This is a genomic window from Rhodococcus sp. H-CA8f, from assembly GCF_002501585.1.
GTDB classification, from domain to species: domain Bacteria; phylum Actinomycetota; class Actinomycetes; order Mycobacteriales; family Mycobacteriaceae; genus Rhodococcus_F; species Rhodococcus_F erythropolis.
Genome location: NZ_CP023721.1, coordinates 174002 through 197315 on the forward strand (window position 1 = coordinate 174002; position 23314 = coordinate 197315).

Here is a 23314-nt window from a genome sequence, read left to right on the forward strand (position 1 = left end):
GAGACGAGAGTGAACAACACATGAGCGATCTGGAAATCGACGGCGTAACCAAGTTCGACAGCAAAGAGACCACACGCAACGTGTGGGTGTTCGACACGACCGGCGGCGGCTACGACGCCACCCAGGTCCGCGACGAAATCGAAGACGGCGACATTCTCCTGGTCCCGTCGGAGAACGTCGCCGGATACCTGCACCAGGCGTGGCCGATGGCCGTCACCGAGGACAGGGGTGAATTCCACGGATACGTCGACGGCGTCGTCGCCGACGACATGCGGGTCTCACACGACACCGCCGTCGACGTCTGGAAGGAATACCAGGCAGCAAACAGCCGCTAACCGATCCACCAGGGCGGTGCCCGCGACTGACCTGTCGCAGGTACCGCCCTTGTCGACCGCAGCCGAGGCCTAGTCGTCATCGCTGCGTTCGCCGTACCGACCAACCAGCTGCACATCGTCGTGTCCTCCAACACGCACCCGGGACCGAAGTTCGACGCCACCGATCCATCAGAGCTGCTGGTCATCGCGGCCCAGCGCTCACCTGGCCGAGCCAAGGCCGGACCGCACGTGCGTGCGGCGACGTCGTCCCGTCACGGTGTCACCGCCCGAGACATCGGCGTATTCGAATCCGCGTGAGTCCAGCAGCGAGATCGCTCGCCGCGCGTGTAAACCGAGCTCTAACGAGGAAACACAGCCAAAGAGTGATCGCCTGTCCAGTCATCCTTAACGTACTGGGGCGCTGCACGTTCGATCCGACGGTAAGGCTGTGACCGGAAAATTACCTACAAGACCCCCGTTTCTCGGGACACTACCGAAACGGATGGCAAACTCAGAGCACAACGACGAGGAAACACCCTCGGCGACGAAACGCCCGGGAGGATACGGACATGCTCAATGGCACAGTGAAATGGTTCAACAGTGAAAAGGGATTCGGGTTCATCACCCCAGAGGACGGCGGCGCTGACGTGTTCGTCCACTACTCACAAATCTCAGTGACGGGGTACAAAAGCCTCGAGGACGGCGAACACGTCGAGTTCGCGATCGGTGACGGCGCCAAAGGCCCGCAGGCCGTCGACGTCCGCCCACTTTAATGACGGCATCGGATTCCCGCGACGAGGCGATGGCGGCACTCCGGCAGGGGGATTGGGCGTCGACGTCGACGGGAATCCGATGGTTTCGAGAACACGCCACCGGCGACCTCGACTTCAGTGTCGTATCCGACACGCTGCGGTTCCACGATCTGGTTCCGATGGGCATCGCCGCCGAAACGCTCGTGCTGCGATACGGAATCCCAGGATTGTGCGAGGTCATTACCTACCTGGTATCCGACGGCATCGAATGCAACGCCCACGAATACCTACTCGGGGTGATCGAGGACCTGTACCACCAAGAGGATGTACCGATCCGCGGCATGCTCGTTGCGATGGCCTCGGACAACCGTTACGCCTCAAATCGATTGGCAATCGTCGAGATGCTCGACGCCCCATACTTGGCAGCCGACATGCAAGGGATCCTCAAGGAACTGTAATTGTGGGCCAATCCAGTGCACGAAAACTGCGGCAGCACAACCGAAAGTCCCCCACGCGACGCGGCCCAAGATTGAACAATGCGCCTCCCGAAAACCATATAGTCGAAGTGGCACAACAACAGCCACCCGACCTCGTCGGGAACAGGGGAGGACACACCATGAACGCTGAATCGACACTCGCGAGACTGATCTACCCGACCCTCGGCCGCGGCAACCCCGCCGAGGACAGCGACGACGAGACCTGGCGCTGGTCAGCGCTCTGCGCGCAATCGGATCCCGACGAGTTCTTCCCAGACAAACAAGGGCGCGGCGGCTCCGTCCAAGCCAAAAGGGTGTGCGCTCGCTGCCCCGTCGCCACCGAATGCCTCGACTTCGCGCTCGAAAACCACGAAGAATACGGAATCTGGGGCGGCAAAACCCGCCGCGAACGCCGCGCGCTGCGCTCTACGCGGGCAGTCGCCGCCGCATCATGACCGAGGTGGCGAACCTCGGCGCCGTTGAGTGCGCAGGGAAGATGCGCTCTGGGGCAACACCGGAGCGCGTCACCGATGTCGAACTTTGACGTTCGCATCACGACCCTGTGGATGCACGTCACAAAGCATAAGGGGTAGCTCCCATCCCGGCGTTCTCCGATGATTCGATCGCGAACTGCGCTGGCACTGTCGACTACCGCGCCACCCAACTGTTCTTGCGGGTGAGCGGCGCCAACATCTAGCTTCCGTACGCCTTTCCACCATTACACCGTCGACAGCGAATTCGTTTCCAATTGAACGCGAATCCAGCTGTCAGGGAACTGTTTCGGCGCATCGAGTGACGACAGTGGGGAAGTTCGCCGGAGGGTGACGTTGACCATATTTGTCCCGCTCGGGACTTCTTTCCCTCGTGGTGGCTGGGGCTTGTCGTAACCATGGACCCATGTTCCGTCCTGCGCAGCGTGCTTTGAGTCCGGGTGCAAGCCGCATCGAAGTCGCGGCCTGCAGATCGAGTCTGGCATGGTGATGTCGAAGCTCGCCAAATGGCAGCTGTTCGGATGCGCGATGATGGTCCTATCGGTGCCGATCATGACGCGCAAGACTGACGGTCCACGACTGAATCTGGCGCCTTCGAAGAGATTTTGGTGAAGCGGGCCGAGAATGATCGACGATTACGACTGGTGGCCATCCCATGGCACGTGTGGGCAATCGGATAACAGGGACATTTTCCATCCCGAAGGCACAGGTGACGGGCGGGCCCGGCAACGTCGCCAAGCGATCGCTATCTGTCAGAGTTGCCCCGTCAGACAACGATGCCTGGATCATGCCGTCCGCACCGGACAGCGTTCCGGAGTCTGGGGTGGTGTCGACATGAGTCTCACGTCCCCAACGAGGTCGAGACCAATCGGCCGAGCGCGAGAACCGATGAATTGCCCTGAGGGCAGCGCGGGGACGATGGATCGGAAAGGTGGCGGCAGGCAATGAGTTCTCTCGTCTACTTCTCCAGCGCGTCACTGAACACACATCGGTTCATCCAACGGCTCGGCATCCCAGCGACCCGGATCCCCATCCACGGCCCAGACGGCGGGTTCCGCGTGGAGGAACCATATGTACTGGTTGTCCCTACCTACGGGGGCGGCGGATCTCTTAGCGGAAAAGACACGCACTACGTACCCAAACCAGTCGCACGCTTTCTGAACAATCCCGATAACCGGGCATTGATCCGAGCTGTGATCGCGTCGGGAAACCTCAATTTCGGCGAGTTCTTCGCCTACGCCGGACATGTCATCTCCCAGAAATGCGGTGTTCCTTTCCTTTACAGATTCGAACTGATGGGCACTGCCGAAGACATCGTTCGAGTGCGAGAAGGCTTGGCGGAGTTCTGGAATCAGCCCAAACCAGCAGAATGCCCATAGGGAGTTCGAATCTTCGCTCGGCTGTCGATGAGTGGTGGGGGTGCGAAGGCGTCGTGCATTGGAACCGCTGGGCGGGACGGAACATGGGTCCATGAGTTCTGAGGGGATCGGCCGCGGAGAAGAGAGTATGTCGCACGAAGGTCGAACATTTCGACATCACCGGCCGCGGACCCGTTCCACCTTCGGGACCTTTTCCTCTGACCAGAGATGCAGGGCTGCAATAATGTTCGATTCGTCGGGGGACACTCGGGCCGCCCCGTGGATATGCAAGGCGTGAGTGTCCAGTCGAGATAGTTGTTGACCTAGACCCCATCGCTGTCTCGACTGGGTCCTGCGCTTGCGCACTCCACTCCGCAGGGCCACCCGCTTCTTCGTGCTCCGCTCCCTCGATCTGGGTCGGAGCGCAGTCGGCCTCTTTGCTCCGGGCCGATTGCAGCACGCGGGTCCGGCTGAGGGTTGTTCAAGGTGCCGCTGTCGCGGAAGATTTGCGGAGCGCCAGTCGGTGTCGGCTGCTCAGGACGTCGTCCAGGTGGTGCACTCGGCGAGCGGCAGCAGAGAGCGGCCCGGCACAGCGATCCGAACCTTCACGGGCATCGCGGTGAGCCGTCTATGGTGCCTGTATGACGACAAAAGGGAAAGGCGTACGGAGCTGGATTCTTTTCGTCCTGGGCATCGTCGTACTTGCGGGTGCATACGGCGCCTTCAGTGCCTTCGGAATCGGCTACACCTCAGCTGAGTTGTGCATCGTCAAAGCACTCGAAGACATGTCGGGCAGCGGAACCACGGAACCGTTGGCGGAGGCGACCAGGCTCTGGCTGCCGGTCGTCGGCGCTTCCTGCACGTGGGCGCCCGCCGACGACGTCCGAATAGTTCAGTACGTGTTCGACACTCCGGCATCGGTATTCGCTGTCGCAGGATGGACGATGATCGCTGCGTCGGTTTTCTCGCGACGATCCGCCAGCCGTGTGATCTGATCGCCGATAAGCACACGACACCAAAAGCGTGTGAGGAGGAAGAGCGATGGCCGAACACTACGGACGCATGATGGTCTGCTACTCCGCGATCTGGATCTGCGGAGCGCCAGTCGATTACAAGGGCGATCGATCACCCTCACTAATCGGCGGCGTCGACGACTTCGTAACGATCAAAGCCCTCGCCAACGACGTCTACGCCGGGGTCCGAGTCGTCACCAGCGAGACCGCATTGCCGGTCGACAACCAGGAACAGTGGGACCGCGTCGAACAGAGACCGGTGACGTTCCACGCCCCGCCCTACCTCATGGTTTCGCTCACCGAACCCGGATTCCTCGTCGATCCCGCCCTGCAAGACCTCGGCCTGCCCGAAGGGCACTACATGCTTCGCTGCTACTCGCGGGGGAGCGTTGCTGCCGGGCTCGCGTACCCGTACGGGGCGCCGCCACGCGACGAACAAAGCGACGACCCCGCATCCTTCCTTCAACAGTTCCGGATCGAGTTCTGGCCAGCCTCACCCGACATCGGCACGGCGATCACGTAGTCGCCGCCGCAACAGCCAGCGCGGCCTTCTTGTCCTTCAGGATGGTGTCGAGTTCGAGGATGAAGGCGCGGCAGAACTGGGCGACGTGTGTCATCGTCTCTTCGGTCAGTACAAGTCGTGTTCCGGCGACGGTGATTTTGTGTTTGCTGAGCTTGTCTTCGAGTTCTGTGCGGTTGCCGCGCTGCTGTTTAAAGGTGAGATGGCCGTGACCGTGCGCGACGGCGTTTCTCGCATGCGTCAGGTCGAAGAGTTGCGGCCAAGTTTTTCTGGGAACGGCCAGCCACGAGTAGTAGGCCTCTTTGATGCCGTTCCATGATCCGGTGGCACGATCGTGCGAATCGTCCCACATTGCCTGTACTGCGGCATGATCAGAGACGGCGTCCGGAATCAGTGCAGCGATCTCGGTCAGTAGTCGTGCGGTACAGAACGATTCGGTGATCGACAGAAACCGGATGAGCGTGGCCTGGCGTTGAATTTGTACGCGGTCGACCCCTGTCGCGGGAAACCGTCGCGGTCGGCTGCCGTGCGCCGTGATCGCGTCGATGGACTCCTGGTGGGCCGACAGGGTGTCGTTGATCAGATTTCGCGAGTTCTCCGCGTCCAGGGAGAGGGTCGTGCTGGTCATTGCGGGTCCGAGAGGACAAGGCGATCGAATTTGCTTTCCGCAACCTCGGCAGCCTTCTCGGAATCGAGGCTCCCGAGAGCCCAGAGGACCGAGAGGCGGAACTCCGGGGCGATTCGGCCGTAGGCCTTCTTCAAGATTGCGGTGCTTCCCATGTGCAATCGCCCGAGGGCTTCGGCGGCGGCAGCGGCAAGGACGTCGGACGACTCGTCCTGCACGCATTCCTCGAGCCATGCGACGATCTGGGAAGGATCTGGTGCCAGTCTTTTCGCCTGAGGTCTCAGGGCGCTTGGAGACCCGAGAACATATGCGAGCCACACCTTCTGCCATTCGCTGAGTCGATCTGACCGCACCCCTGAATACACGACCGCTCGAGTGCGATCGGCGAGGAATGAGCCTGGGGCCGCGAGGTTCCTGAGATACTCCGCAAGCTGGGGTGTTAGATGTGGCGCTGTCTCCAGAAGTGTTGGCACTTCCTCGAGCGGCCCATTTTCACCCAGTAGCCCCAGCCCTGGTAGCGCCTGCCCGAGGAAGCGTCGAAAGAACTCATCGGTGTGACGGTCAGGGTTCGATGCCCAGGCCTCCCACACTCCGAGGATGAGAGTGCTGTCTTCCTCGTCGAACTCGGGTGCAGTGACGCTCTCGGCATCGTCCGCACCGGGCGTCGAGTCGGCAAATCGGCGAAAGTCTGGCGCGAGAGGGGCTGGCTCACCCAGGTCCTCGTATTCTCCACCCATGAGAAACTCGGCGGCCCGGTTGAGATCCATCTCCTCCAGCAGTGCAGTCGCGGCAGCGCTCAGCGGTTTCAACGTCGAAGCATAGGTCTCTCGTTTGTATGTGCGGGTCTTCGAGTCGTTGAGAACTAAACCCAACGAACGCGCTGCATTGGCACACAGTTCGAGCGACGCGCGTGCCTGTCCGAGTGACGTACACCCGATTCGGAAATCGTCCGCATAGACATACGCGTCGAATCCTTCACGGATGAGGGTCCGCCGAATGGGGTCGATGTAGGTGTCGCCGAGAATGTCGCTGGCGGCGTGCACTTGAGGGATCCCGACTCTGGTGCCCATGACCTGTTCGAGAAGTCCGATCAGTGCGCTCACCGTGTGATAGTCACCCGTCTGCGCGGTGAGTTCGTCCGCAAGCACGTCGTGGTCGATGTACTGGTAGTAGGCGGTGATGTCCGTCGAGCAGATGTATTTGTTGTCTTGGTTTTCGTAGGGTGCGGCCTCGAACTCGGAGTGGGGGCGCCGACCCTGCAGCTCGATCGGAAGTTGCAGGCGCAGACGCTCAACGAGCGCGCGGTAGAGCACTCGGTCCTGCAGGCGCCATTGGTTCAGTGGCCGCGCACCCCTGACCTTGGGTGCGAGGACGACGCTGGCGGGCTTGGCTTGTACGCCGCGGGCGAGTTCGTCTCGGATGAGCTCGGCGACTTTCCCACCGCGAAACTTGAGTTTGGCGGTCACCGGTGAAGGAGGCAGCAACCGAGTGGTGGCGTCCAGTTCCTTGACGACGGCGTCATCGAAGTCGAGTTCGCCGAGTAGATCCGATCGATTCATGAATTGGAGTATTCCCGACTACCTCAAGCACACGGCTTCTCGCCCTGTTCGCGGTGTGGGTGTGCCGGGTGTGTGGTGCTCTGCTGAAATCCTAGGGCGTTGATGTACTTCAGGTGGCTGCTCAGCTCGCGCATCGTGAGTTGCTCCGCATGGGTGCGGCGAGCTGAGCGTCAAGAGTGGTTGTCTCGGACCAGGATGTCGATCCACCGTGCGATCGCGGCGGGGGTGAAGGCGGCGGTCGAGACCCTGAGCGTGGGGCCGTGCAGTGGTGGGGTTTGGTCGTATGCGGCGATGCGTTCGGCGACGTCGCCGGTGCCGCGGGCGGTGACTCGTTCGATCATGATTTCGCGGGGGCACCACAGTTCGACGACGGTCCAGTAGATGTCCGGTGCCGCGGTGGTGACTGCGGGGATCGCGTCGGGCTGCCCGAGGTGCAGTACCGGTATCTGGTCGTCGGCGAGCATCCGGTCGAGATGAGGCCGGTCGGTGGCGTAGGTCGAGGAGTAGCGGTCGTTGCGCCAGAGAACGTCGCCGCGAGCGGCGAGGCCGTCAATCGTCTCGATGGTGGTCATCCGGTAGCCGTGGGTGCGTCCGGGGCCGGCTTTGAGGCGTTCGGCGAGTTGGTAGGCGGGGTTCAGGTGTGTGAGCGCTGCGGTGATGGTGTCTTTGCCGGAACCGGGCGGGCCGTAGAGGAGTAGTGCGCGGGGGGTCACGCGGATGCGCCGATGGAGGCGAGGAAGGCGCGGGCTTGGTCCTGGAGGGGTTCGGAGTCGGGGTCGTTGACGATGACGGTGTGGTCGAGGACTGGTGTGAAGTTCGTGTCGACTCCGTCGATGTAGCTGTTCCAGTTCGACAGTTTCCATCCGTCGCGGCCTGCGCCGCGGCGCCGTAGGTACAGCTGCATCGTTTCTATGGTGCAGCGGACCCAGAGGACGTGAACGTCGGCGCCTTGGGCTGTGTAGTGGGCGATGGTGCGGGCTGCCCAGGTCGGGTCGGCGAATTCGCGCAAGTATGGCGCTGTGGCGATGACGGAGGTGCCGCAGGCGATGTTTTCGTCGATGGTGCTGGCGAGGGCTTCGTATTCGCGGGGGCGGATGATCCGGACGTAGTCGTCTGATTCGCGGTCGTCGTAGGACCGGTCGAGGGTTTCGAGGGCTGCTTCGACGACGGGTCGGGTGATGGTGTCTTTGTCGATGATCGGCCAGTGTGTGAGTCGGGCGAGGATGCGGCCTAGTTCGCTTTTGCCGCTGCCTGCGTAGCCGCCGATGAGGATGACGTGGGGGCGGGTCGTGGAGGCTCGGAGTGCGGTTTCGTAGCCTGGGGCGATTTCGTACCCTCCGCGGGGGACGCTGATGATGACACCGGCGTCGACGAGCGTGCCGAGGGCTTGCGTGACGACTCCGCGGCTGACGCCCCATTGTTCTGCGAGGTTGCGGCTCGATGGCAGGACTTCGCCGGGCTTGTGGATGCCTGCGTCGATGTCGGTGTGGAGTGCTTGGGCGATCTCCCGGTAGCGGTGCCGCTGGGTCATCCTGTCGCTGGTCCTGTCGTGTGTTGCGCCGGTCAATTCTGTGTCGCCGACTAAGTGGTCTGTTCTGGTCTTGCAGGTGGTCGCAAGTGGTCGGTACTGGTCTTTCTGCACGTTACCAGGGTTGATGTGTGCGTTCTCGTCGGTTCAGGGATCCAAATGTGCGGTCGCTCGTTGGTTTCAATTTGGTTCCCCCTGTTGACAGGAGTTGGTTACCCCGATAGAAATGACCACAACAGGTCCAGAACAGGTCCAGTAAAGACCAGATCGAGACCAGGCGTTGTGACCAAGATTCAAGGGGATCTGACGATGAACACTCGACCGTGGTGCTACGACAACATCGAGGACTACGACCTCGACCGCAGCACCCTGCCGAAGGTCCTCGTTGCCCGCAACGCGTGCCTGAACTGCCCCCGCCTCATCCAGTGCCGCCTCGACGCCGCAGCCCTCCGCGACAAGGGCACCCCGCCCCAGTCCCAGGTGCTCGGCGCAGTCGCCTACGGCCATGACGGCAAACCCCGCGACGGCGCCGCCCTCGTCAACTACTTCAACTCCCGCAAGCCGGAGAAATCCGCGCCCCCATACGTCAGCAAGATCTGCTGACGCTTCACAGAAGAACAGGCTCCCCCCGGTGCCAGCCGGGGGGAGCCGACCCCCAACAGCACGCCCAGGAGGCACGCCAATGTCGTACAACACCGACACCGCCAAGATCGGCGATCGAATCCTCGTCGAGGAACCGAACCGCTCCCCACTGTTCATGACGGTCTGGCACATCAGCCCGACCGGCGACGGTGGGCGCAAGTACTCGGCAGGCCCCCTCATTCACGCGCACATCGCAGTGGGCGGATACGGGATCGCTTTCGATGCGCACAGTGCCGTCACCCAACACATCACCGCAGCCTGACCGCGCAGGAGTAAACGACATGGCCGAGCTTCTGAACTTCGACGAATGGAATCGCGCTGTCACCGCGCGGATCTGCGCGAACGAGGACCCCGTCACCGGGGTCGCGGTGCGCCGCGAACGTTCAGGGGCGTCGGCCTACATCAATTTCTGGGACGACTACCTCGCAGACTGTGCGGCCGAGAACCGCGCGTGTGAACCGAAGCCGTTCTAGGTCGCCGACGGAAGGAACAATCATGCTCGTCATCTCCACGCACGCAAAAGATCTCACCGAACACGACACGATCGATCTGGCTGATCCACTCGAATGGCTCAGTGGGCATACCGACGAGTCGATAGTTATCGATTCACCGCTGGCCTACACGCGGGAAAACTTCGTCGTCGCCGACGGCATCGTGTTCGACGAATTCGCTGTCGCACGCGATATCGCCGCCATCGACTACGCCACCATCTACGAGCTCGAACGCACGGAGCATTCAGTCACCGGTGAGCCCGTGGTGATCATCCGCAACAGCATCTACGACCTCGCCGTCCCCGCCACCTTGCCCATTCCGCGCATCACCAGCTGAGAAAAGGACCCCGCCATCATGTCGATCACCATCGAGTACGTCGAAACGCGAATGAGTGCAGTCGCTGTGGACCGCGAAGAGATACGAGTGTTGTTGTGCCAGAACGGGCAGAAGTCCGCGAAGCACTACATGGACTGCTCGGAGAGTGAACTGATCGCCGAGCTGCAGGACGAGCTGAGCGCGGGCCGAGTATCCGAAATGCCCACCGCGCTCGAACCTCTCGTGGACAACGTCGCCGAGATCAGCCACCGCGCCTGGACCGTCACCGTCAAATAACCCAGTTCCATGCACCCGGGCTGCCGAGGGTCGGCGCCGCGCCCACCGCAAGCGCCGACCCCGCATCCCCTCCACGTTCGATCGGAGTCCGCCATGAACGAGACCTCCCACATCATCTGCGAGACACCACCGGCCGCGCAGCCAGGAATCCACGTCGAGTGCCCACTGTGCCGTTCGTTCACCTTCATTCCGCAGACCCAGCTCACCTCGCCCACGTTCGACTGCGAGTACTGCCACCACACATGCAATACCGATCCGACCAGGAGCTCCGGACGATGACTGCCGCCGAAGCGAAGTACATCCTCGACCACCCCGACGACTTGGCTGCCGAAACGATCACCCTCGCTCGCTACACGCTCGACTACTCACTGGAGGCGGATCCGCGATGACCACCGCCGCACCGACAGCTGGTGGATTACCCGCTCCAGCAACGCATGAGGACCGTCCCGTCCCCACAACACCCAACGCGTCAGCGCAGCTCGTCGAGAGCGCCCAACACCACGTCGACGCCTGGGCCGATACCGGCGACGGCTACCGCAACCTCGGTAGACGCCACGTTCTTCAATGCCTGTGGTGCGAGAAGTATTTCGGAGGCAGAACCAAAGCCGACGCCCTCACCAACTACCGCATGCACGAGAAGGAGATGAGCGATGTCGCCCACCGCGCCCACGCCGAACAGTTCGACGCTGACCGCCGCGCCTGACCCCGCGGTGCTCGACCTGATCGCTGCCGAACTCGCCACGCACTGCCCGGCTTACGAACGGTCCTACGACGACGACCCCGAGTTCCTCGGTTGCGCTGCATGCGAGTGGGGAGGCGGCGAAGACGAGTTCGAACGCCATCAAGCCGAACGCGTGATGGAGGTGACCTGCCAGTCGCCCGGCTCGGCACCGTCCGCAGAACTCCGATCCCGCATCGCCGACCTCGAAGAAGACATCGCTCGCCGTCAGGCTGGCGCCGAGATCATCGGCGCCCTGCACGCCCAGGTCTGCGACAACGTCGCCAACGCTGTCGGTGTGGACGTCGCCCCGGACGGTGACGCCGACTGGGCCGCGATTTTCGAGCGCCTCGCAGAACTGGGCGCTGACCGCGACCACTGGAAAGCACGCGCGCTGCGCGCAGAAGACGAGGCCACCGCATGAATGCCACTGAACTGCTCGCCGTCCTCTCGCGTCACTACAACGCGCCGAATCGACCCAAGGGTTGGCTTCTGGCGCCGGAGATACTTTCCCCGCCTGGGGGTCGTCGCGCGGACCTCATCGCCGCCCCGCTCACGTACTCAGGCGACGATGACATCGTCGGTCATGAGCTGAAGGTGTCCCGCGCGGACGTGCTCACCGAACTCGCCAACCCCACCAAGCACGACGAATGGGCGCGGTACTGCCACCGGTGGTGGCTTGTCGTCGCGGATCCGGCGCTGGTGGACGGTCTGGACATCCCCGCCCATTGGGGGGTGATGGCTCCGCCATCCGGCCGTCGGACCCGTTCGATGACCGTCCTCAAGCCTGCCCCACCTTTAGATCCCCTCAATCCGTCGGATGCTTGGATGAAGTTGGCTCGCTGGCAGTCGTTCCGTGCCGACGCCGCAGTCCGGGACGCCGCCGCGATGACCGGGAGCCAAGCTCGGGAAATCGAGCGTCTCAAGCGCGTAGTCGAGGAACTCAAAGATGCTGGCGCGGACATCGCGCTGTCCCCACAGCGGCAGCGTGCGGTAGAGCTACTCGAGAAGATCGCCGAACGAAGCTCCCGTGAACAGATCTGGGGGGTCGGGAACCTCGACGCCATCGTCGACGCGGTCCTCGACGTCGAAGGGGCCCGCCGCGCAGCCCGCGAACAACGTCAACTGGTCACCCGAGTGCAGCGAATGTTGGCACCGGCGATCGAGTCGATGTCAGCAACCCTCGCGCACGCCGAAAGGTTGGGCGGCGAGGGACCGGTCACAGCGGGTCGCCGAACCTGACAATTGGGTGAGCGGAAAACCGACCAAACGAGATATCTTCAGGTCAATCACACGCCGGGAAGGAGGAGAGCAATGAGTTCCGAGTCGAAGATCGAATGGACTGACAGAACCTGGAATCCGACGACAGGGTGCTCGAAGATCTCACCCGGCTGCGACAACTGCTACGCGCTCTCCCAGAGCAAGCGACTCAAGGCGATGGGCGCAGCGAAGTATCAGACCGACGGTGATCCGGTCACCAGTGGACCCGGCTTCGGGGTCGCATTCCACGACAGTGCGCTGACCCTCCCGTTACAGTGGCGCAAACCCAGGCGTGTGTTCGTGAACTCGATGTCCGACATCGGGCACGCCCAAATCAATGACGCGCAGATCGCCCGCATCTTCGCGGTCATGGCGGCGGCGGAGCAACACACGTTCCAGGTGCTCACGAAACGCCCCAAGAGGATGGCGAAACTTCTGACTCGGCAGAGCTTTGTCGAGCAGGTCCACGACTCGTACGCGACGCTGCCGCAGAACGCCTCTCGCGTCGGCGCGCCCGTGTGGCCGCTGCCGAACGTGTGGATGGGCACCTCGATCGAATCCGATGACTACTGTTGGCGCGCGGACGAGCTACGAGCTACACCTGCTGCGATGCGGTTCCTGTCGTTGGAGCCGCTGCTCGGTCCGCTGCCGAGCTTGGACTTGACCGGAATCGACTGGGTGATCGTCGGTGGTGAAAGTGGTTCCGGGCACCGGGATCTCGATGTGGACTGGGTGCGTGATATTCGCGATCGCTGCCTGGGCTGTACGACTCGCTTCTTCTTCAAACAGGTCGGCGGTGTGAGGGCCGCAGCTGGTGGCCGACTTCTCGACGGCCGCACCTGGGATGAAATGCCTGAACTCGCCGGATCCCGCTGACGGTTCCGCTATCTGCCAACTGCTGTGAACGACACAAATTTCGACGGAGGACAACACGATGATGATGCTCATGATCACCTGCGACGGCGGCTGCCTCACGCACATGGAAACCCCGACGGAGCACGGCGACAAGTGCAGTGACATCGATCGTGAACTCGAACTGGGGTGGATTCACCAAGGGGAGACGGACTACTGCCCGAACTGCGCGAAGAAACTCGCACGCTGACACTCGGACGGTGAGGACACGATCGCCCTCACCGTCCGAGATGTTCAGCGGAAGTCTTCGCCGAGATCAATCCCTACTCCGTCGACGACGAAGGCCGTTGCGGTCGACTCTGGATTGCGGTGAATCCTTAAAGCCTTCTCTGCCGCTTCCCGGGGGCTGTCCGCCTCGATGGGCATATGCCATTCCACATTGAATTCCTGCATCGGGTTCCTTCTGATATGAGGGTTTGCGTGCCGAAGTGACACGTCAAGAATAATAGTTATGAACGCCAATAGCGGCGACCTCATTTTGCGTTCACATCATTTTCGGAATATCGAAAGAATGAAGCCATGCATCAGAAAGTTCTCTTCGAAGGTGAACATCTCGTCATTGCCGAAGCGGCAGGCGATGAACGGGCAATCGGAATCGAACTTGCTCACCAAGGACTTATCCGCGCAGTGACGGTCGGCCTATGGAACCAATTCATCATCCTCCGATGGAAAGCCAAGAAATGACGACGCCAGAACCCTTGACGTGCACTGGGTGCGGCGACACCCCCAAACCTGCCGTCGACGAAACATGCTGCAGCCGTGCTGAAACGCGGACTCTGCCCGCGGAGTGGACGAGCAGTTACGACGAAACGTACTGCCCCATTTGCGCGGACGTCCGGGCACGGACATGGGGACTTGACACCTGATCTGCTGAATTCTCAGCCCGTCGACCTACTGTGTAACGAACCGGAATTTCATACCGAAACTGGTCGCGCATCAATGGCATCGAAAATGTTACGGTCAAAGAAATCGATTGCCATTCACAGGCCAAAAAGGCTATCTCCCCGAGAGGAATTCAGTAGATGTCACAGGCGCGTTGGATCGACACTTTGATCGACGAAAAAGGCTACGACCCGGAACACATATTCGAGGTCGAAGGCCCGAGTGGCATCAACATCATTCCCCTCGGAGCCGTCGTCGAATCATTCAAGAATGCTTCCTCGGACGAGCAGCTCGCCATCAAGAAAAACTTGATCGCACTCGACTTCCGTGCGGCTGACCTTCTCGAATACTTCGGCAAACTCGCCGAAGCGCTCGCCCAGTGAACACGGAAACACAATGAGTACCGACCTCATGGACTTCGACACCTGGATCGACAACTTCGTCGTCCGGCGCCGCTACGACCTCAACCACCGGTTCGAAAACCTCGGAACGGACGGCAACCGCAGTGTCCCGCTCGGGGCGATCGTCGAACACTGCAAACGCACCGGCCCCGACGACAAGGTCAAGATCCGGGGATCGCTGATCAGCCTCGACCTCCACGGTGACCCCCTCGATCACTTCCAGCGCCTCGCCGCCGCCCTCGCCCCGTAACCGACACCAGGAAGGCCACGACATGACCGCCAGCACCGCTGCCGCAGTGGACCTGCTCACCCGCGCCGACCGCGCCCTGGACGACCTAGTCGGACGCGAGGGCATCAAAAGCGCCGTCCACAAGATTTGCCGCACCGCCGAACACCCCGCACCAGGAGTTGGGCAGCCTGGCCACCTGGTGTTCACCGGCCCGCTCGGCACCGGCAAATCCGCCGTCGCACAGATCATCGCCGACATCTACGCCGGGACCGGCATCATCACCTCACCGACCGTGCACTCCGTCAGCGACAGAGACCTTGCCGGACGGCACTGGGACGACCCCCTCGCGCAACTCGACAAGGCCGTCAACAGTGCACTCGGCGGCGTCCTCTACATCGACGAAGCCAGCCGACTCAGCGTCGGCGCCACCGGCATCGTCGATGCCAGCGGACCGGACGTCATCGCGGCACTGCTCGACGCCATGGACACCCACGCAGGGAACCTGATCGTCATCCTGGCCGGATACGGCGACGAAATCGAGACATTCCTCGCGGGCAACGAAAGACTCGCAGCACAGTTCCCGACCTCCCTCGACTTCGAGAGCTACAACGCCTACGAGATCGCCGAGATCACCGCCGTCGTCGCCGCCCGCGCAGGCATACGGCTCACGGCGAAAGCGAGAGCCGCGATCCGCGTCGCCGTCCAACTCAAAATCGAGCACTCCGTGCCGCGGAAATATCCGATCATCGACAGATTCGCCAACGCCCGCCTGTCCCACCAGATCTACGTCCAGGCTAAGGAACGTCGCACCCAGCGACTTGCAGAAATGAAGCCCGACGACATCACCAACGCCGACACCCGCACACTGGACGTGGCCGACGTACAAGCCGCCACCGCACGCATCCTCGCCAAACTTCACTGACCAGACCGTACCGACACGAGAACCAAGGAAAGGCCGAAACATCATGAGCGACACCAGCTACAAACTGTGCCACCGCTGCGCGACAGCCATCACCAACGACGATTACAGTGCCTTCGACTTCGACAACGCCGAGAAAGCGAAGGAAAAGGCCATCGACTTCGTCGAGAAGGCCGGACTCATCGTCATCGACGTCGACGAAACCGAGCTCCGCGGATCCTGCGACGCATGCGGCGAGGACATCGACGGGCCCGGCCACACCGCGGAACCCCAGTGACGCCCGCACTGCCGCACACCTTCGCCGAAGGTGACGCGACCTTCACGGTTACCAGTAACCACCCCGGCTACTACGACATCACCGTCAGTGGCCCCCAGGTCGCGCTCGTCATGCCCGGCGGCGGCGACTACACCATGAACATCGACGGCACCCGCGGCCGTGTCCTCGGCACCGGTGAACTGCACACCGAGGTGCTCGACCGCTGGAAGATCGTGCTCCGAGAAACCGCCGCCGCGCACCGGCCCTGAACGGGGAACTGCCGGTCGCAGGAAGCGTCGCCGTTCGGCACCGACTCGCAGGTGTCGAACGGCGACGCCACCTTGTTGGTCTCCCCGCCGTTGTGTGCCCCGGACCTGTTGTGGGGCTGAGCTTTTACGCTCGTCAACTCCACAAGAACAGTCGGTGGTAGCGATCTCCATGAGGCAAACACGCTGAACCGCGGCAACGAGTCAGTTACCTGTTCACGTCGAGGTACGTATAGAATCGTTCCGAATAGAGGGGACGGAACGAGTGACGCCGAGCAAGAAACAAGCAGCCCTGATCGTGTCGACGTCAATCCTCGCAATAGCCCTTGTGGTGCTCGCAGCGATACCTCTCACAGGTCTGGCGATCACGAAACTAGGCCGAGCCGACCACACCCGTCAGAGCGGCGAAATAGACGCCACCAGTGGCATTCTCACCGACGGCACGATGACATTCTTCGACCCGGAATGCGTGCCCCTCCCATGGGTGAAGCGACTCGACGAGCAGAAAAAGTACGCGGAGAAGATCATCTCGTGCATGGACGCGATGTGGAGACCCGCGATCGACCAACAGTCCCACACGGGAATGTCGATCCCCACCGTCATCCTCGATTCCCCCAATCGGCCCGGCGAATACATCTGCGGCAAGACCGAAGCCGACGAAGAGACCAGCTTCTACTGCAACTCGAACCACAAAATCCGGATCTGGAAATACCGGGGGATGACCGAGCGCGAAATGGCGCAGACCGTTGCCCATGAGTACGGACATCACATCCAGAACCAGATCGGAGTGGAAGAATCGTTCAGACGAATGCTCGCGACGCTTCAATCGGACCATCGCGCAGACAGGATTCTGCACAAAAGATATGAGGCACAAGCGGAATGCCTCGGCGGTTTCACTTTCAAGTACTTACTTCCCGAGATGGCGGACCAGTTCCTCGCCGATCATGACAACGGCCCCGAAGGTGAAGACATCAACGACACCCATCCCAGTTACACAAACAATCGGATGTGGTTCCAGAGGGGGATGAACAGCATCACCTCGTGTGACAGCTGGTCCGCGCCCGAATCAGAAGTCCTCTGACGATGAAACACTACGACGTACTCGTTGAACTGGAGATGCATCGCACCTCCAGTCTCGCTGTCAGTGCGTGCTTCGCCGTCGTGGTCGTCTTACTCGCTCCTCCATGCTGGAAGCGGCTCAACACAATACGTAAGGGTCGCCGAGACAGCTCATACGTCCGGTCCACCATCGCGATGTGTGCGGTGTGGGTGTTGATCACAACGGGCGGAATAGCTTTGATGGCCCATGAAGGATCCGTGAATGGCGACCGCTGGCGGAAGCAGGAAGCCCAAGCCATCCACGCCCAGACCGGGTTGACGTTGACTCCTGACGGTGTGGCGCACCTTCCCGGGGTGCAACCCACCAAAGGATTCGTGACCCCCGCCGTGGACAAGGACGACGGTGTGTGGATCTGCGCCATAGACACACTCATCCGAGTCAGCGATGGGAAATGGTGGAGCAACCCACCTTCCGGCAAGTTCGATCCGTACAAAGACGGTGGAGTGCGACTCCTGATGAACTGCTCCAGATAGGTTGCGGACAGCACCATGCCCTAAGCCGGTGACTGGATTCAGCGGAGTCGACTATCTAAGTCCGGCAACGAGCAGGCCCTCCGCCCGACTCGCCCACGCCTCGAAAACGCCCGTATCCTCTGAGCGTGCCGCCTGAGCGCCATCGCTCTCTCCCGGCCGTCGCTGCAACAGTATTCGCGGTCAGCGCTACGTCCCCGCCGTCTCCGTCGACGAGGCGACACCGCCCGCCGACAACGCGGTAGCCTCATATCCAGACCACGACCAGTAAGGAACGACGACATGAGCACCGGATTCAACAACATCGCCGAACTCAAGGCTGCAAACGAAGCCAAAGGCCACACCTGGTTCTCCAATGAATCGACGGACTACCACGGCACCGTCACCGAAACTGAAGTCATCGGCGGCTTCTACTTCGTAGAATCGAGCAATCTGAACTTGGGGGAGCCAGAGAGCGGACGCGCCTTCCGGGCCGTCGGCGCCAGCCCAGACGGCGTCGTGCAGTACCTCAAGGGCGGCGACAAGTTCGCAACCCTCGAAGAAGCGGTTGCCTACATCGACGGCGTCATCGCCGACCGATAGCGCACACGACACCGCCAGACAACAGTGGCGCCGCACCCGAGACGGGTTGCGGCGCCACTGTCGTTCAACGCTGTGGGTGCGGCAATCAGGTGTCGGCGTTGTCCAGCTGCGCTGCGACCCACGCCCAATAGCCGAGACGGGTATCTCCGTCGGCGACCTCGTCCTGCCAGCCCCGAGCCGGGTGCAAGGGATGCTCGCCCCACACGCCGAACTGCTCGACAAGAACTGATTCGTTGTGTGCCATGAGATCTCCCCCCTAGATGTGGTCGAACATGTACGGCGCGTTGAAGGTGCCCGGATCGCAAATGTTGATCATCGTTGCACTGAACGGCCACAGCGTCTCGTCCCAGTACTTTTGGAACTTCGTCGAAAGACCGGGTGTGGATGTGAGGATGACCGCGAACCCCGGGTCCTCACCAAGAGTGGATGTCTGCTCATCGGCGCTGACCTCCAACGTGGAGGTATCCAGACCGCTCTCCTCACTCAGATACTTCCGCAGGTACGTCTGCAGACGCTCTGCCCCACCCTTGGTCAATTCGCCATCACTGTCGACGATTCCGTCTTTGAGACCCAACTCGCGGTGGAACGCCAAGGTGACACCGAAGATCGCGGAGACCGCTCCGTCTTCGTTGATCTCGACCTCGAACCGCTCGTCGTCCAATGCGAGATCGAGGTGCGAAAGGGTGTCGTTCTTGAGGTCGGCGATAGTGGCCGAAAAGTCCATGTTCTTTCCTGTCGTCGTCGTGGAGGTACACCCAGAGAGCGGAGCCGCAAGAACGGTCCGCCGGGTACTGAAACACGGTGTGGAACAAGTGTATCGACGAAAGCGAGTGCTCGGTCAGGCCTGCAGTGCGGGGCATTCGAAGATGCGGGCGCGTTGCGGGCTGATCAGCACGGTCAGGGCCGTGCACGTTCGATCGGTCGGAGCGCTGCGGGCCGTCTCTGTGAATCCCGAAACCTGGGGGAGGGGTCGGTGGTAGCGGAAAAGTAAGGACGACAACAGGGTTGCTGGCAAGTAACATGCTCGATACCAGCCCAGGGACGCAGTCGAACCGTTCGCGTCCCATTCGAACCTGACCCGAGCCTGCAGCGACAGGCGACCGAACTTGCCCAGTAGTCCGCGCCGACCTCGGCACCGGAGAGAAGGGGATCGAGAACATGAGTCACGCCCCGCATTGCACCCGCGCCACAGCCGACCTCCGTGCACGGGTAGGCCGATGAAAGACATGGCAGTCAACGCGTTGGTCACCTTGTCCGCGCCCCACGGCATCGCCGGACCCGACGTCGTCGCCCTGATCCACTTCGACGCCGACGGCGTCGAAAACGAACTGGACCAGATCATCTGGCGGGACGGTTACCGCAATGTCTACGCCGCCTTCAGAGATCTACCGTCGCGGCACTGGGGTCAACTGTTCGCCGACGCGAAAGCCACACTGCCCAACGAAGTTGCCTATATCGCCTACGAAGTCGAACAATCGCGCCCCGTCGAAGGTTACGGAATCGTCTGGATCGGCGAAATGACCCTCACCGCCAGCGAAATGGGCGACGGATCACGATGGGACTGCGACCGCGAGTACTCCGTCAACCCGAGCGGGCGAGTCTCGCGGATCGACAACCTCGTCACCGGCGCAACACGACCTCGGAGGCGGCGCCACGCGCGGCGGCGCAAGTCCGAGAGCATCTTTCGGCGCTTTCACCTCGTCGGTCAACACTCGGCGGGAGTAGTGCCGCAGTGACCGAACGCCCATCGCGACCCGTCACACATTCGCTGCTCGTGCGAGAACCGCCCCGCGACTACGCCGCGCTTCACGCCGACACGTGACGCGGCCTCCCCCACGATGCCCCGCCCATCACGGGCGGGGCATCGCCCCCTGTCAGCAGTCGCGCGCAGCCACTGATTCCTCGATCGTGAACGGCACACCCACCCGCGCATCGAAGTCCTCCAGGTGCCGGTCGAACACCGGCTGCAAAGACAACGGCAGAACCTCGCGCACAGCCCCAACTCGCTCCGGTGTCACAGCGGCATGAAAAGTGATCACCGCCCGCCGACGGTGCTCGGGAGGGGCCGGTGCCATCGTCGTCACAGACGCCTCGATGACCCGAGGATTCATTGCAGTGCCTCGCGTCGGAAACATGATCTGGCGGAACAGAAATAGCCGATCCGAGAAGTAGATTACTGCAGAGGCTGCACCCGCGATCGCACCCACACGCAGCGCCCCGGAAGCACCCGACCCCGCGACCACCGCCGAGCGTGAACCGGTAGCGTAAACCCCATCGACCCGCGGCCAGACAGCCACGAAACCCACAGACGGAGACCACCCCACCATGATCACGATCGACGAAGCCAAAGAGGCATCGCGCAACTACACCGCCGAACCTAAAGAGCCAGGCGCCGGATACGCGAAATGCGCAGTGTGCCAAAACAACGCCGGACATCACGTACGCGTGCTCGGCCCACTCGTACCGTTCTGCACCAACCACCTCCCGCCGCACACCAAAGACAAGTTCGGCACCTACCTGCTCGACGAGGACGGCAAGTGATGAAACCCGGCGACACAGTCACCATCGGCGAACACGGCGCATCAGTGTTCAAAGTCGTCGCAGACGGGGGACCAGACCACCTGATCATCGAACCCGTCGAAGACGCACCGGGAAAGTACCAGTTCCCCTCACGGCGTGACGGACTCTTCCCGCACCAACCATGACCGGCGACCCGAAGATCGGGCAGTACAGCGGCGGGCCGCGAACAGCCGACACCGACCGGCTCCTCGCCACCCTCTCCGCACACCGGTCCGGTCTCCGGGATCTCGCTCGCACCTACTGTGCCCGCGATATCCATGTCTTCGGATCCGTCGCCCGCGGCGACGCAGGCCCACACAGCGACATCGACCTGCTCGCCAGCTTCAACGGCCCGGACTACGAGCAATTGATGGCCATGCTCGGGTTCGCAGAGCAACTCACCGAACTGCTCGGCGTTGCCGTTGACGTCGTCGCACGTGAGCTGTCCGTCGACTTCGTTCCCGGCCCGACCATCGCACTCGAGATGTGACTGCCACACTATTCTCTCTCCCGTCTCTGGTGGTGTGGCGGCGACAACGCGCGCCGGGCGATAGTTGTCCTGGCAGAGCGCCATCACACGAATCGAAGGGCATCGACATGGTCGTCATGGACGAGAAGAATTACGACAGCGGATCGCGCGCGGGGGACTGTCCGCAGTGCGGCGGAGACTCCAAAGGCGTGAAGCTGCTGGCGGATGGCATCCACGAACTTCGCCAGTGCTTCGACGAGCCGACGCATCGGTTCGAATCGGAGGCAGTGTTCGACGTGCCCTTCAAGGACGCCACCATCATTCCCCACTGACGGCTCCCCGGATCCTCCATCAATGGATGAGTAATTGCGCCGCGTTGTCGGTATAGTCGGCGAGGTGGTCAGTAGCTAAGACCCACCTGGTGTGCGACGACGGTTTGGTCGCCGGATGACTCGCGCGATACCAGGCCCACCTTTCGAGGTGGGGTGGCGTGGCAGGTGTTCAACTGGGACGTTAAATACCTGCCACGCTCCAGCTTTCGCACACCACGAGACGGGTACCGGGTGAGGAAATACACGCTTTCAGTCGACGGCGACACCCGCCTTGATCCAGAAGCCGGTAGCGACACCAGCTTCGTGTCCAAACAAGGGGAATACCGCTCCCGCCACACTTACGACGACCGCGCCGACGAGCGCAGATCTGCGCGCGGTCTCGATCGCACCGTCGAAGACGGCGCCTACACCCGAGCACGCAAAGACCTGGAGCGTGCCTACCCCCGCTCGGCTGTCAAAGATGTCAACGAACGCAAACGACGACCACTACCCATCCCGGATGCGATTCGCCTCCCACCATCCTCGCGTCAGCGCAAAGCGCGATCAGTCGCCAAACATCAAGCACAGTCGAATCTTTCCCGTATCGGATATCGTGAGACCCGCCGACTGATCAGCGAAGACGATACCTGGGTCGGCACAGGCGACGCCCTCACCGACGTCGGCGGCGACGCCCAGCTCCTCCCCGAAGAAACGCGGGCGCAAGTGCAGCGCATCGACCGAGCCATCCAGACAGCCGAACGCAGCAACGACCGCGGCCACGTCGTCTACTGCACAGTGTCGCTGCCACACGAGTTGCCGGAGCAGCCGCAGAATCTTCCGTCGACGCTGCAGGAAGGCGCACGGATCGAGTTCGACCGGTTCACCATGACCACACACGCCATTCATGAGCTGGAAGAGGCTATCGGAGAGCAGGAGGTGGTGTTGGAGATGGAAACGACGCGCGGGATGTACCTGGGCCGGTCGGATTCGGTCGACGACACTGCGCACCTGCTGCCCCGCGGCTTGCAGTGGGACGTGGTCGGTGCCCACGAGGGCCGTTACCAGCGGCCGGACGGAACTTTGGCGAGATGCCGGATCGTACAATTGCGAGAGATTGCAGAGGAGCAGCCCTGATGGGTTTCGTAGACGACAAAGGTCGACCCGAACTGGTCGTGAGCCATGCGATCAAGCTGGGCCGAGCGTTCTTCAAGCCTGTACCGTCCGCTGAGCCCGCACCGGAACCCGCCCAGGTCGCTGAGAAGCCGAAGCGTGTGCGGCGCACGACGGCCGTCACAGAGCTGACGGCGACGAACCCGGCCCCCACACAGAAGGCGACGCCGGTCAAGCGGCGGCGTAAGGCTGCTGATCCCAACGCGTCCGGACACGAAACGGCGATCTCCGCGAAGGCGGTAAGGCGACAGGATGCTGCTGCCGCGGCGACAGAGCCGAAGCAACCGGCAACGAAGAACACATCGGCACCGAAGAACACAGCGGCGACGCGGTCCAGGAAACAGAAAACCGGAGGTCACCCATAGGGGTGAAGCCTCCGGCTCATCCTGGTCATACGCAGTGACGACG

General features: G+C 62.0%; 43 protein-coding genes and 1 pseudogene. 36 read left to right on the top strand and 8 right to left on the bottom strand.

The features are described 5' to 3' along the window. Positions 1–20: 20 nt before the first annotated feature. The 9 genes and pseudogenes from CPI83_RS29780 to CPI83_RS29820 all read left to right on the top strand — a co-directional run bounded on the left by CPI83_RS29780 (position 21) and on the right by CPI83_RS29820 (position 4927). Complete coding sequence (locus tag CPI83_RS29780) at positions 21–335, top strand: hypothetical protein (protein ID WP_097388452.1); 315 nt, start codon at positions 21–23, stop codon at positions 333–335. A gap of 78 nt (positions 336–413) precedes the next feature. Then, positions 414–723 (top strand): annotated as a pseudogene (locus tag CPI83_RS29785) (hypothetical protein); the annotation flags it as partial. Between the two features lie 160 nt (positions 724–883). Next, positions 884–1087: a cold-shock protein gene (locus CPI83_RS29790; protein WP_097388453.1), complete on the top strand. Its 204-nt coding sequence runs from the start codon at positions 884–886 to the stop codon at positions 1085–1087. After that, complete coding sequence (locus CPI83_RS29795) at positions 1087–1524, top strand: hypothetical protein (RefSeq protein ID WP_097388454.1); 438 nt, start codon at positions 1087–1089, stop codon at positions 1522–1524. The genes CPI83_RS29790 and CPI83_RS29795 overlap by 1 nt, the downstream gene beginning before the upstream one ends. A 158-nt stretch (positions 1525–1682) precedes the next feature. Further along, a complete protein-coding gene (locus CPI83_RS29800; RefSeq protein ID WP_097388455.1) occupies positions 1683–1997 on the top strand; it encodes a WhiB family transcriptional regulator in 315 nt (104 codons plus the stop codon). 660 nt (positions 1998–2657) lie between these two features. Then, on the top strand, positions 2658–2981 hold the full coding sequence (locus CPI83_RS29805; RefSeq protein ID WP_097388456.1) for a WhiB family transcriptional regulator: 324 nt from the start codon (positions 2658–2660) through the stop codon (positions 2979–2981). Beyond that, positions 2978–3412, top strand: a complete 435-nt coding sequence (gene nrdI / locus CPI83_RS29810; RefSeq protein WP_097388457.1) for a class Ib ribonucleoside-diphosphate reductase assembly flavoprotein NrdI — start codon at positions 2978–2980, stop codon at positions 3410–3412. Before CPI83_RS29805 ends, nrdI begins: the two co-directional genes overlap by 4 nt. Before the next feature lie 620 nt (positions 3413–4032). Continuing rightward, positions 4033–4386 (top strand): hypothetical protein, encoded by a 354-nt coding sequence (locus CPI83_RS29815; RefSeq protein ID WP_097388458.1) that lies wholly within the window; start codon positions 4033–4035, stop codon positions 4384–4386. A gap of 46 nt (positions 4387–4432) precedes the next feature. Further along, the gene (locus CPI83_RS29820; protein ID WP_097388459.1) at positions 4433–4927 is read left to right on the top strand and encodes a hypothetical protein; all 495 of its coding nucleotides are present in this window, start codon (positions 4433–4435) and stop codon (positions 4925–4927) included. Here CPI83_RS29820 and CPI83_RS29825 read toward each other — a convergent pair. The 4 genes from CPI83_RS29825 to CPI83_RS29840 form a co-directional block, all read right to left on the bottom strand. After that, a complete protein-coding gene (locus CPI83_RS29825; RefSeq protein WP_097388460.1) occupies positions 4920–5552 on the bottom strand; it encodes a hypothetical protein in 633 nt (210 codons plus the stop codon). The genes CPI83_RS29820 and CPI83_RS29825 overlap by 8 nt on opposite strands. Beyond that, a complete protein-coding gene (locus CPI83_RS29830) occupies positions 5549–7108 on the bottom strand; it encodes an RNA-directed DNA polymerase (protein WP_097388461.1) in 1560 nt (519 codons plus the stop codon). The genes CPI83_RS29825 and CPI83_RS29830 overlap by 4 nt, the downstream gene beginning before the upstream one ends. Positions 7109–7278: 170 nt before the next feature. Further along, positions 7279–7821, bottom strand: coding sequence for a kinase (locus tag CPI83_RS29835; RefSeq protein WP_097388462.1), 543 nt, complete (start codon positions 7819–7821; stop codon positions 7279–7281). Then, the gene (locus tag CPI83_RS29840; RefSeq protein ID WP_097388463.1) at positions 7818–8639 is read right to left on the bottom strand and encodes a GntR family transcriptional regulator; all 822 of its coding nucleotides are present in this window, start codon (positions 8637–8639) and stop codon (positions 7818–7820) included. The genes CPI83_RS29835 and CPI83_RS29840 overlap by 4 nt, the downstream gene beginning before the upstream one ends. Positions 8640–8945: 306 nt before the next feature. On the opposite strand from CPI83_RS29840, the gene CPI83_RS29845 reads away from it, so the two are divergent. The 11 genes from CPI83_RS29845 to CPI83_RS30870 all read left to right on the top strand — a co-directional run bounded on the left by CPI83_RS29845 (position 8946) and on the right by CPI83_RS30870 (position 13462). Next, positions 8946–9239, top strand: a complete 294-nt coding sequence (locus CPI83_RS29845; protein ID WP_157920681.1) for a hypothetical protein — start codon at positions 8946–8948, stop codon at positions 9237–9239. Between the two features lie 79 nt (positions 9240–9318). Then, positions 9319–9540: a hypothetical protein gene (locus CPI83_RS29850; protein ID WP_097388465.1), complete on the top strand. Its 222-nt coding sequence runs from the start codon at positions 9319–9321 to the stop codon at positions 9538–9540. Between the two features lie 19 nt (positions 9541–9559). After that, positions 9560–9751 carry a hypothetical protein gene (locus tag CPI83_RS29855; RefSeq protein WP_097388466.1) on the top strand — a complete coding sequence of 64 codons (192 nt, stop codon included), beginning with the start codon at positions 9560–9562 and terminating at the stop codon, positions 9749–9751. A 22-nt stretch (positions 9752–9773) separates the two neighbouring features. After that, complete coding sequence (locus CPI83_RS29860) at positions 9774–10106, top strand: hypothetical protein (protein WP_097388467.1); 333 nt, start codon at positions 9774–9776, stop codon at positions 10104–10106. Between the two features lie 18 nt (positions 10107–10124). Next, positions 10125–10382, top strand: coding sequence for a hypothetical protein (locus CPI83_RS29865; protein WP_097388468.1), 258 nt, complete (start codon positions 10125–10127; stop codon positions 10380–10382). A gap of 93 nt (positions 10383–10475) precedes the next feature. Continuing rightward, the gene (locus tag CPI83_RS30860; protein ID WP_157920682.1) at positions 10476–10661 is read left to right on the top strand and encodes a hypothetical protein; all 186 of its coding nucleotides are present in this window, start codon (positions 10476–10478) and stop codon (positions 10659–10661) included. A 106-nt stretch (positions 10662–10767) separates the two neighbouring features. After that, positions 10768–11085: a hypothetical protein gene (locus tag CPI83_RS30865; RefSeq protein ID WP_157920683.1), complete on the top strand. Its 318-nt coding sequence runs from the start codon at positions 10768–10770 to the stop codon at positions 11083–11085. Continuing rightward, positions 11033–11524 carry a hypothetical protein gene (locus CPI83_RS29875; RefSeq protein ID WP_157920684.1) on the top strand — a complete coding sequence of 164 codons (492 nt, stop codon included), beginning with the start codon at positions 11033–11035 and terminating at the stop codon, positions 11522–11524. The genes CPI83_RS30865 and CPI83_RS29875 overlap by 53 nt, the downstream gene beginning before the upstream one ends. Beyond that, entirely contained in the window at positions 11521–12342 is an 822-nt protein-coding gene (locus CPI83_RS29880) for a hypothetical protein (protein ID WP_097388471.1), read from the top strand. Before CPI83_RS29875 ends, CPI83_RS29880 begins: the two co-directional genes overlap by 4 nt. Positions 12343–12414: 72 nt before the next feature. Beyond that, positions 12415–13236 carry a phage Gp37/Gp68 family protein gene (locus tag CPI83_RS29885; RefSeq protein ID WP_097388472.1) on the top strand — a complete coding sequence of 274 codons (822 nt, stop codon included), beginning with the start codon at positions 12415–12417 and terminating at the stop codon, positions 13234–13236. A gap of 58 nt (positions 13237–13294) precedes the next feature. Beyond that, positions 13295–13462, top strand: coding sequence for a hypothetical protein (locus CPI83_RS30870; protein WP_157920685.1), 168 nt, complete (start codon positions 13295–13297; stop codon positions 13460–13462). 44 nt (positions 13463–13506) lie between these two features. Here the strand turns inward: CPI83_RS30870 and CPI83_RS29890 are convergent, their stop codons facing one another. Beyond that, positions 13507–13665, bottom strand: coding sequence for a hypothetical protein (locus CPI83_RS29890; protein WP_157920686.1), 159 nt, complete (start codon positions 13663–13665; stop codon positions 13507–13509). 126 nt (positions 13666–13791) lie between these two features. On the opposite strand from CPI83_RS29890, the gene CPI83_RS30875 reads away from it, so the two are divergent. From CPI83_RS30875 to CPI83_RS29930, 9 genes are all read left to right on the top strand, one after another. After that, on the top strand, positions 13792–13956 hold the full coding sequence (locus tag CPI83_RS30875) for a hypothetical protein (RefSeq protein WP_157920687.1): 165 nt from the start codon (positions 13792–13794) through the stop codon (positions 13954–13956). 338 nt (positions 13957–14294) lie between these two features. Beyond that, positions 14295–14537, top strand: coding sequence for a hypothetical protein (locus tag CPI83_RS29895; protein WP_097388474.1), 243 nt, complete (start codon positions 14295–14297; stop codon positions 14535–14537). Between the two features lie 13 nt (positions 14538–14550). Then, entirely contained in the window at positions 14551–14805 is a 255-nt protein-coding gene (locus tag CPI83_RS29900) for a hypothetical protein (protein ID WP_097388475.1), read from the top strand. Positions 14806–14827: 22 nt separating this feature from the next. Continuing rightward, a complete protein-coding gene (locus CPI83_RS29905; RefSeq protein WP_097388476.1) occupies positions 14828–15706 on the top strand; it encodes an AAA family ATPase in 879 nt (292 codons plus the stop codon). Positions 15707–15749: 43 nt separating this feature from the next. Next, positions 15750–15980: a hypothetical protein gene (locus tag CPI83_RS29910; protein WP_097388477.1), complete on the top strand. Its 231-nt coding sequence runs from the start codon at positions 15750–15752 to the stop codon at positions 15978–15980. Continuing rightward, complete coding sequence (locus CPI83_RS29915) at positions 15977–16228, top strand: hypothetical protein (protein ID WP_097388478.1); 252 nt, start codon at positions 15977–15979, stop codon at positions 16226–16228. Before CPI83_RS29910 ends, CPI83_RS29915 begins: the two co-directional genes overlap by 4 nt. A 262-nt stretch (positions 16229–16490) precedes the next feature. Further along, positions 16491–17306 (top strand): neutral zinc metallopeptidase, encoded by an 816-nt coding sequence (locus CPI83_RS29920; RefSeq protein WP_097388479.1) that lies wholly within the window; start codon positions 16491–16493, stop codon positions 17304–17306. Positions 17307–17308: 2 nt separating this feature from the next. After that, entirely contained in the window at positions 17309–17818 is a 510-nt protein-coding gene (locus CPI83_RS29925) for a hypothetical protein (RefSeq protein WP_097388480.1), read from the top strand. Positions 17819–18097: 279 nt separating this feature from the next. Then, on the top strand, positions 18098–18397 hold the full coding sequence (locus tag CPI83_RS29930; protein ID WP_097388481.1) for a hypothetical protein: 300 nt from the start codon (positions 18098–18100) through the stop codon (positions 18395–18397). 85 nt (positions 18398–18482) lie between these two features. Here CPI83_RS29930 and CPI83_RS30880 read toward each other — a convergent pair whose 3' ends face one another. Together CPI83_RS30880 and CPI83_RS29935 are read right to left on the bottom strand one after the other, a co-directional pair. Beyond that, positions 18483–18641 (bottom strand): hypothetical protein, encoded by a 159-nt coding sequence (locus CPI83_RS30880; protein WP_157920688.1) that lies wholly within the window; start codon positions 18639–18641, stop codon positions 18483–18485. A 12-nt stretch (positions 18642–18653) separates the two neighbouring features. Continuing rightward, positions 18654–19121 carry a hypothetical protein gene (locus CPI83_RS29935; protein WP_097388482.1) on the bottom strand — a complete coding sequence of 156 codons (468 nt, stop codon included), beginning with the start codon at positions 19119–19121 and terminating at the stop codon, positions 18654–18656. A 493-nt stretch (positions 19122–19614) separates the two neighbouring features. Between CPI83_RS29935 and CPI83_RS29940 the strand changes: the two genes are divergently transcribed. After that, positions 19615–20133, top strand: a complete 519-nt coding sequence (locus CPI83_RS29940; protein WP_097388483.1) for a hypothetical protein — start codon at positions 19615–19617, stop codon at positions 20131–20133. A 138-nt stretch (positions 20134–20271) separates the two neighbouring features. Here CPI83_RS29940 and CPI83_RS30885 read toward each other — a convergent pair whose 3' ends face one another. Next, a complete protein-coding gene (locus CPI83_RS30885) occupies positions 20272–20508 on the bottom strand; it encodes a hypothetical protein (RefSeq protein WP_157920689.1) in 237 nt (78 codons plus the stop codon). 214 nt (positions 20509–20722) lie between these two features. Here CPI83_RS30885 and CPI83_RS29950 point away from each other — a divergent pair, with 214 nt between their 5' ends. The 6 genes from CPI83_RS29950 to CPI83_RS29970 all read left to right on the top strand — a co-directional run bounded on the left by CPI83_RS29950 (position 20723) and on the right by CPI83_RS29970 (position 23271). Then, positions 20723–20938, top strand: a complete 216-nt coding sequence (locus CPI83_RS29950; protein ID WP_097388485.1) for a hypothetical protein — start codon at positions 20723–20725, stop codon at positions 20936–20938. Beyond that, positions 20938–21102: a hypothetical protein gene (locus tag CPI83_RS30890; RefSeq protein ID WP_157920690.1), complete on the top strand. Its 165-nt coding sequence runs from the start codon at positions 20938–20940 to the stop codon at positions 21100–21102. The genes CPI83_RS29950 and CPI83_RS30890 overlap by 1 nt, the downstream gene beginning before the upstream one ends. Beyond that, positions 21099–21446 (top strand): nucleotidyltransferase domain-containing protein, encoded by a 348-nt coding sequence (locus CPI83_RS29955; RefSeq protein WP_097388486.1) that lies wholly within the window; start codon positions 21099–21101, stop codon positions 21444–21446. The genes CPI83_RS30890 and CPI83_RS29955 overlap by 4 nt, the downstream gene beginning before the upstream one ends. A gap of 107 nt (positions 21447–21553) precedes the next feature. Further along, positions 21554–21757, top strand: coding sequence for a hypothetical protein (locus CPI83_RS29960; RefSeq protein WP_097388487.1), 204 nt, complete (start codon positions 21554–21556; stop codon positions 21755–21757). A gap of 231 nt (positions 21758–21988) precedes the next feature. Beyond that, positions 21989–22870 carry a hypothetical protein gene (locus CPI83_RS29965; protein ID WP_097388488.1) on the top strand — a complete coding sequence of 294 codons (882 nt, stop codon included), beginning with the start codon at positions 21989–21991 and terminating at the stop codon, positions 22868–22870. Beyond that, entirely contained in the window at positions 22870–23271 is a 402-nt protein-coding gene (locus tag CPI83_RS29970; RefSeq protein ID WP_097388489.1) for a hypothetical protein, read from the top strand. The genes CPI83_RS29965 and CPI83_RS29970 overlap by 1 nt, the downstream gene beginning before the upstream one ends. Positions 23272–23314: the final 43 nt, after the last annotated feature.

Coding starts and splice junctions, on each gene's coding strand:
- CPI83_RS29780 (WP_097388452.1), top strand. CDS start 21: ATGAGCGATCTGGAAATCGACGGCGTAACCAAGTTCGACAGCAAAGAG.
- CPI83_RS29790 (WP_097388453.1), top strand. CDS start 884: ATGCTCAATGGCACAGTGAAATGGTTCAACAGTGAAAAGGGATTCGGG.
- CPI83_RS29795 (WP_097388454.1), top strand. CDS start 1,087: ATGACGGCATCGGATTCCCGCGACGAGGCGATGGCGGCACTCCGGCAG.
- CPI83_RS29800 (WP_097388455.1), top strand. CDS start 1,683: ATGAACGCTGAATCGACACTCGCGAGACTGATCTACCCGACCCTCGGC.
- CPI83_RS29805 (WP_097388456.1), top strand. CDS start 2,658: ATGATCGACGATTACGACTGGTGGCCATCCCATGGCACGTGTGGGCAA.
- nrdI (WP_097388457.1), top strand. CDS start 2,978: ATGAGTTCTCTCGTCTACTTCTCCAGCGCGTCACTGAACACACATCGG.
- CPI83_RS29815 (WP_097388458.1), top strand. CDS start 4,033: ATGACGACAAAAGGGAAAGGCGTACGGAGCTGGATTCTTTTCGTCCTG.
- CPI83_RS29820 (WP_097388459.1), top strand. CDS start 4,433: ATGGCCGAACACTACGGACGCATGATGGTCTGCTACTCCGCGATCTGG.
- CPI83_RS29825 (WP_097388460.1), bottom strand. CDS start 5,552: ATGACCAGCACGACCCTCTCCCTGGACGCGGAGAACTCGCGAAATCTG.
- CPI83_RS29830 (WP_097388461.1), bottom strand. CDS start 7,108: ATGAATCGATCGGATCTACTCGGCGAACTCGACTTCGATGACGCCGTC.
- CPI83_RS29840 (WP_097388463.1), bottom strand. CDS start 8,639: ATGACCCAGCGGCACCGCTACCGGGAGATCGCCCAAGCACTCCACACC.
- CPI83_RS29845 (WP_157920681.1), top strand. CDS start 8,946: ATGAACACTCGACCGTGGTGCTACGACAACATCGAGGACTACGACCTC.
- CPI83_RS29850 (WP_097388465.1), top strand. CDS start 9,319: ATGTCGTACAACACCGACACCGCCAAGATCGGCGATCGAATCCTCGTC.
- CPI83_RS29855 (WP_097388466.1), top strand. CDS start 9,560: ATGGCCGAGCTTCTGAACTTCGACGAATGGAATCGCGCTGTCACCGCG.
- CPI83_RS29860 (WP_097388467.1), top strand. CDS start 9,774: ATGCTCGTCATCTCCACGCACGCAAAAGATCTCACCGAACACGACACG.
- CPI83_RS29865 (WP_097388468.1), top strand. CDS start 10,125: ATGTCGATCACCATCGAGTACGTCGAAACGCGAATGAGTGCAGTCGCT.
- CPI83_RS30860 (WP_157920682.1), top strand. CDS start 10,476: ATGAACGAGACCTCCCACATCATCTGCGAGACACCACCGGCCGCGCAG.
- CPI83_RS30865 (WP_157920683.1), top strand. CDS start 10,768: ATGACCACCGCCGCACCGACAGCTGGTGGATTACCCGCTCCAGCAACG.
- CPI83_RS29875 (WP_157920684.1), top strand. CDS start 11,033: ATGTCGCCCACCGCGCCCACGCCGAACAGTTCGACGCTGACCGCCGCG.
- CPI83_RS29880 (WP_097388471.1), top strand. CDS start 11,521: ATGAATGCCACTGAACTGCTCGCCGTCCTCTCGCGTCACTACAACGCG.
- CPI83_RS29885 (WP_097388472.1), top strand. CDS start 12,415: ATGAGTTCCGAGTCGAAGATCGAATGGACTGACAGAACCTGGAATCCG.
- CPI83_RS30870 (WP_157920685.1), top strand. CDS start 13,295: ATGATGATGCTCATGATCACCTGCGACGGCGGCTGCCTCACGCACATG.
- CPI83_RS29890 (WP_157920686.1), bottom strand. CDS start 13,665: ATGCAGGAATTCAATGTGGAATGGCATATGCCCATCGAGGCGGACAGC.
- CPI83_RS30875 (WP_157920687.1), top strand. CDS start 13,792: ATGCATCAGAAAGTTCTCTTCGAAGGTGAACATCTCGTCATTGCCGAA.
- CPI83_RS29895 (WP_097388474.1), top strand. CDS start 14,295: ATGTCACAGGCGCGTTGGATCGACACTTTGATCGACGAAAAAGGCTAC.
- CPI83_RS29900 (WP_097388475.1), top strand. CDS start 14,551: ATGAGTACCGACCTCATGGACTTCGACACCTGGATCGACAACTTCGTC.
- CPI83_RS29905 (WP_097388476.1), top strand. CDS start 14,828: ATGACCGCCAGCACCGCTGCCGCAGTGGACCTGCTCACCCGCGCCGAC.
- CPI83_RS29910 (WP_097388477.1), top strand. CDS start 15,750: ATGAGCGACACCAGCTACAAACTGTGCCACCGCTGCGCGACAGCCATC.
- CPI83_RS29925 (WP_097388480.1), top strand. CDS start 17,309: ATGAAACACTACGACGTACTCGTTGAACTGGAGATGCATCGCACCTCC.
- CPI83_RS29930 (WP_097388481.1), top strand. CDS start 18,098: ATGAGCACCGGATTCAACAACATCGCCGAACTCAAGGCTGCAAACGAA.
- CPI83_RS30880 (WP_157920688.1), bottom strand. CDS start 18,641: ATGGCACACAACGAATCAGTTCTTGTCGAGCAGTTCGGCGTGTGGGGC.
- CPI83_RS29935 (WP_097388482.1), bottom strand. CDS start 19,121: ATGGACTTTTCGGCCACTATCGCCGACCTCAAGAACGACACCCTTTCG.
- CPI83_RS29940 (WP_097388483.1), top strand. CDS start 19,615: ATGAAAGACATGGCAGTCAACGCGTTGGTCACCTTGTCCGCGCCCCAC.
- CPI83_RS30885 (WP_157920689.1), bottom strand. CDS start 20,508: ATGAATCCTCGGGTCATCGAGGCGTCTGTGACGACGATGGCACCGGCC.
- CPI83_RS29950 (WP_097388485.1), top strand. CDS start 20,723: ATGATCACGATCGACGAAGCCAAAGAGGCATCGCGCAACTACACCGCC.
- CPI83_RS30890 (WP_157920690.1), top strand. CDS start 20,938: ATGAAACCCGGCGACACAGTCACCATCGGCGAACACGGCGCATCAGTG.
- CPI83_RS29955 (WP_097388486.1), top strand. CDS start 21,099: ATGACCGGCGACCCGAAGATCGGGCAGTACAGCGGCGGGCCGCGAACA.
- CPI83_RS29960 (WP_097388487.1), top strand. CDS start 21,554: ATGGTCGTCATGGACGAGAAGAATTACGACAGCGGATCGCGCGCGGGG.
- CPI83_RS29970 (WP_097388489.1), top strand. CDS start 22,870: ATGGGTTTCGTAGACGACAAAGGTCGACCCGAACTGGTCGTGAGCCAT.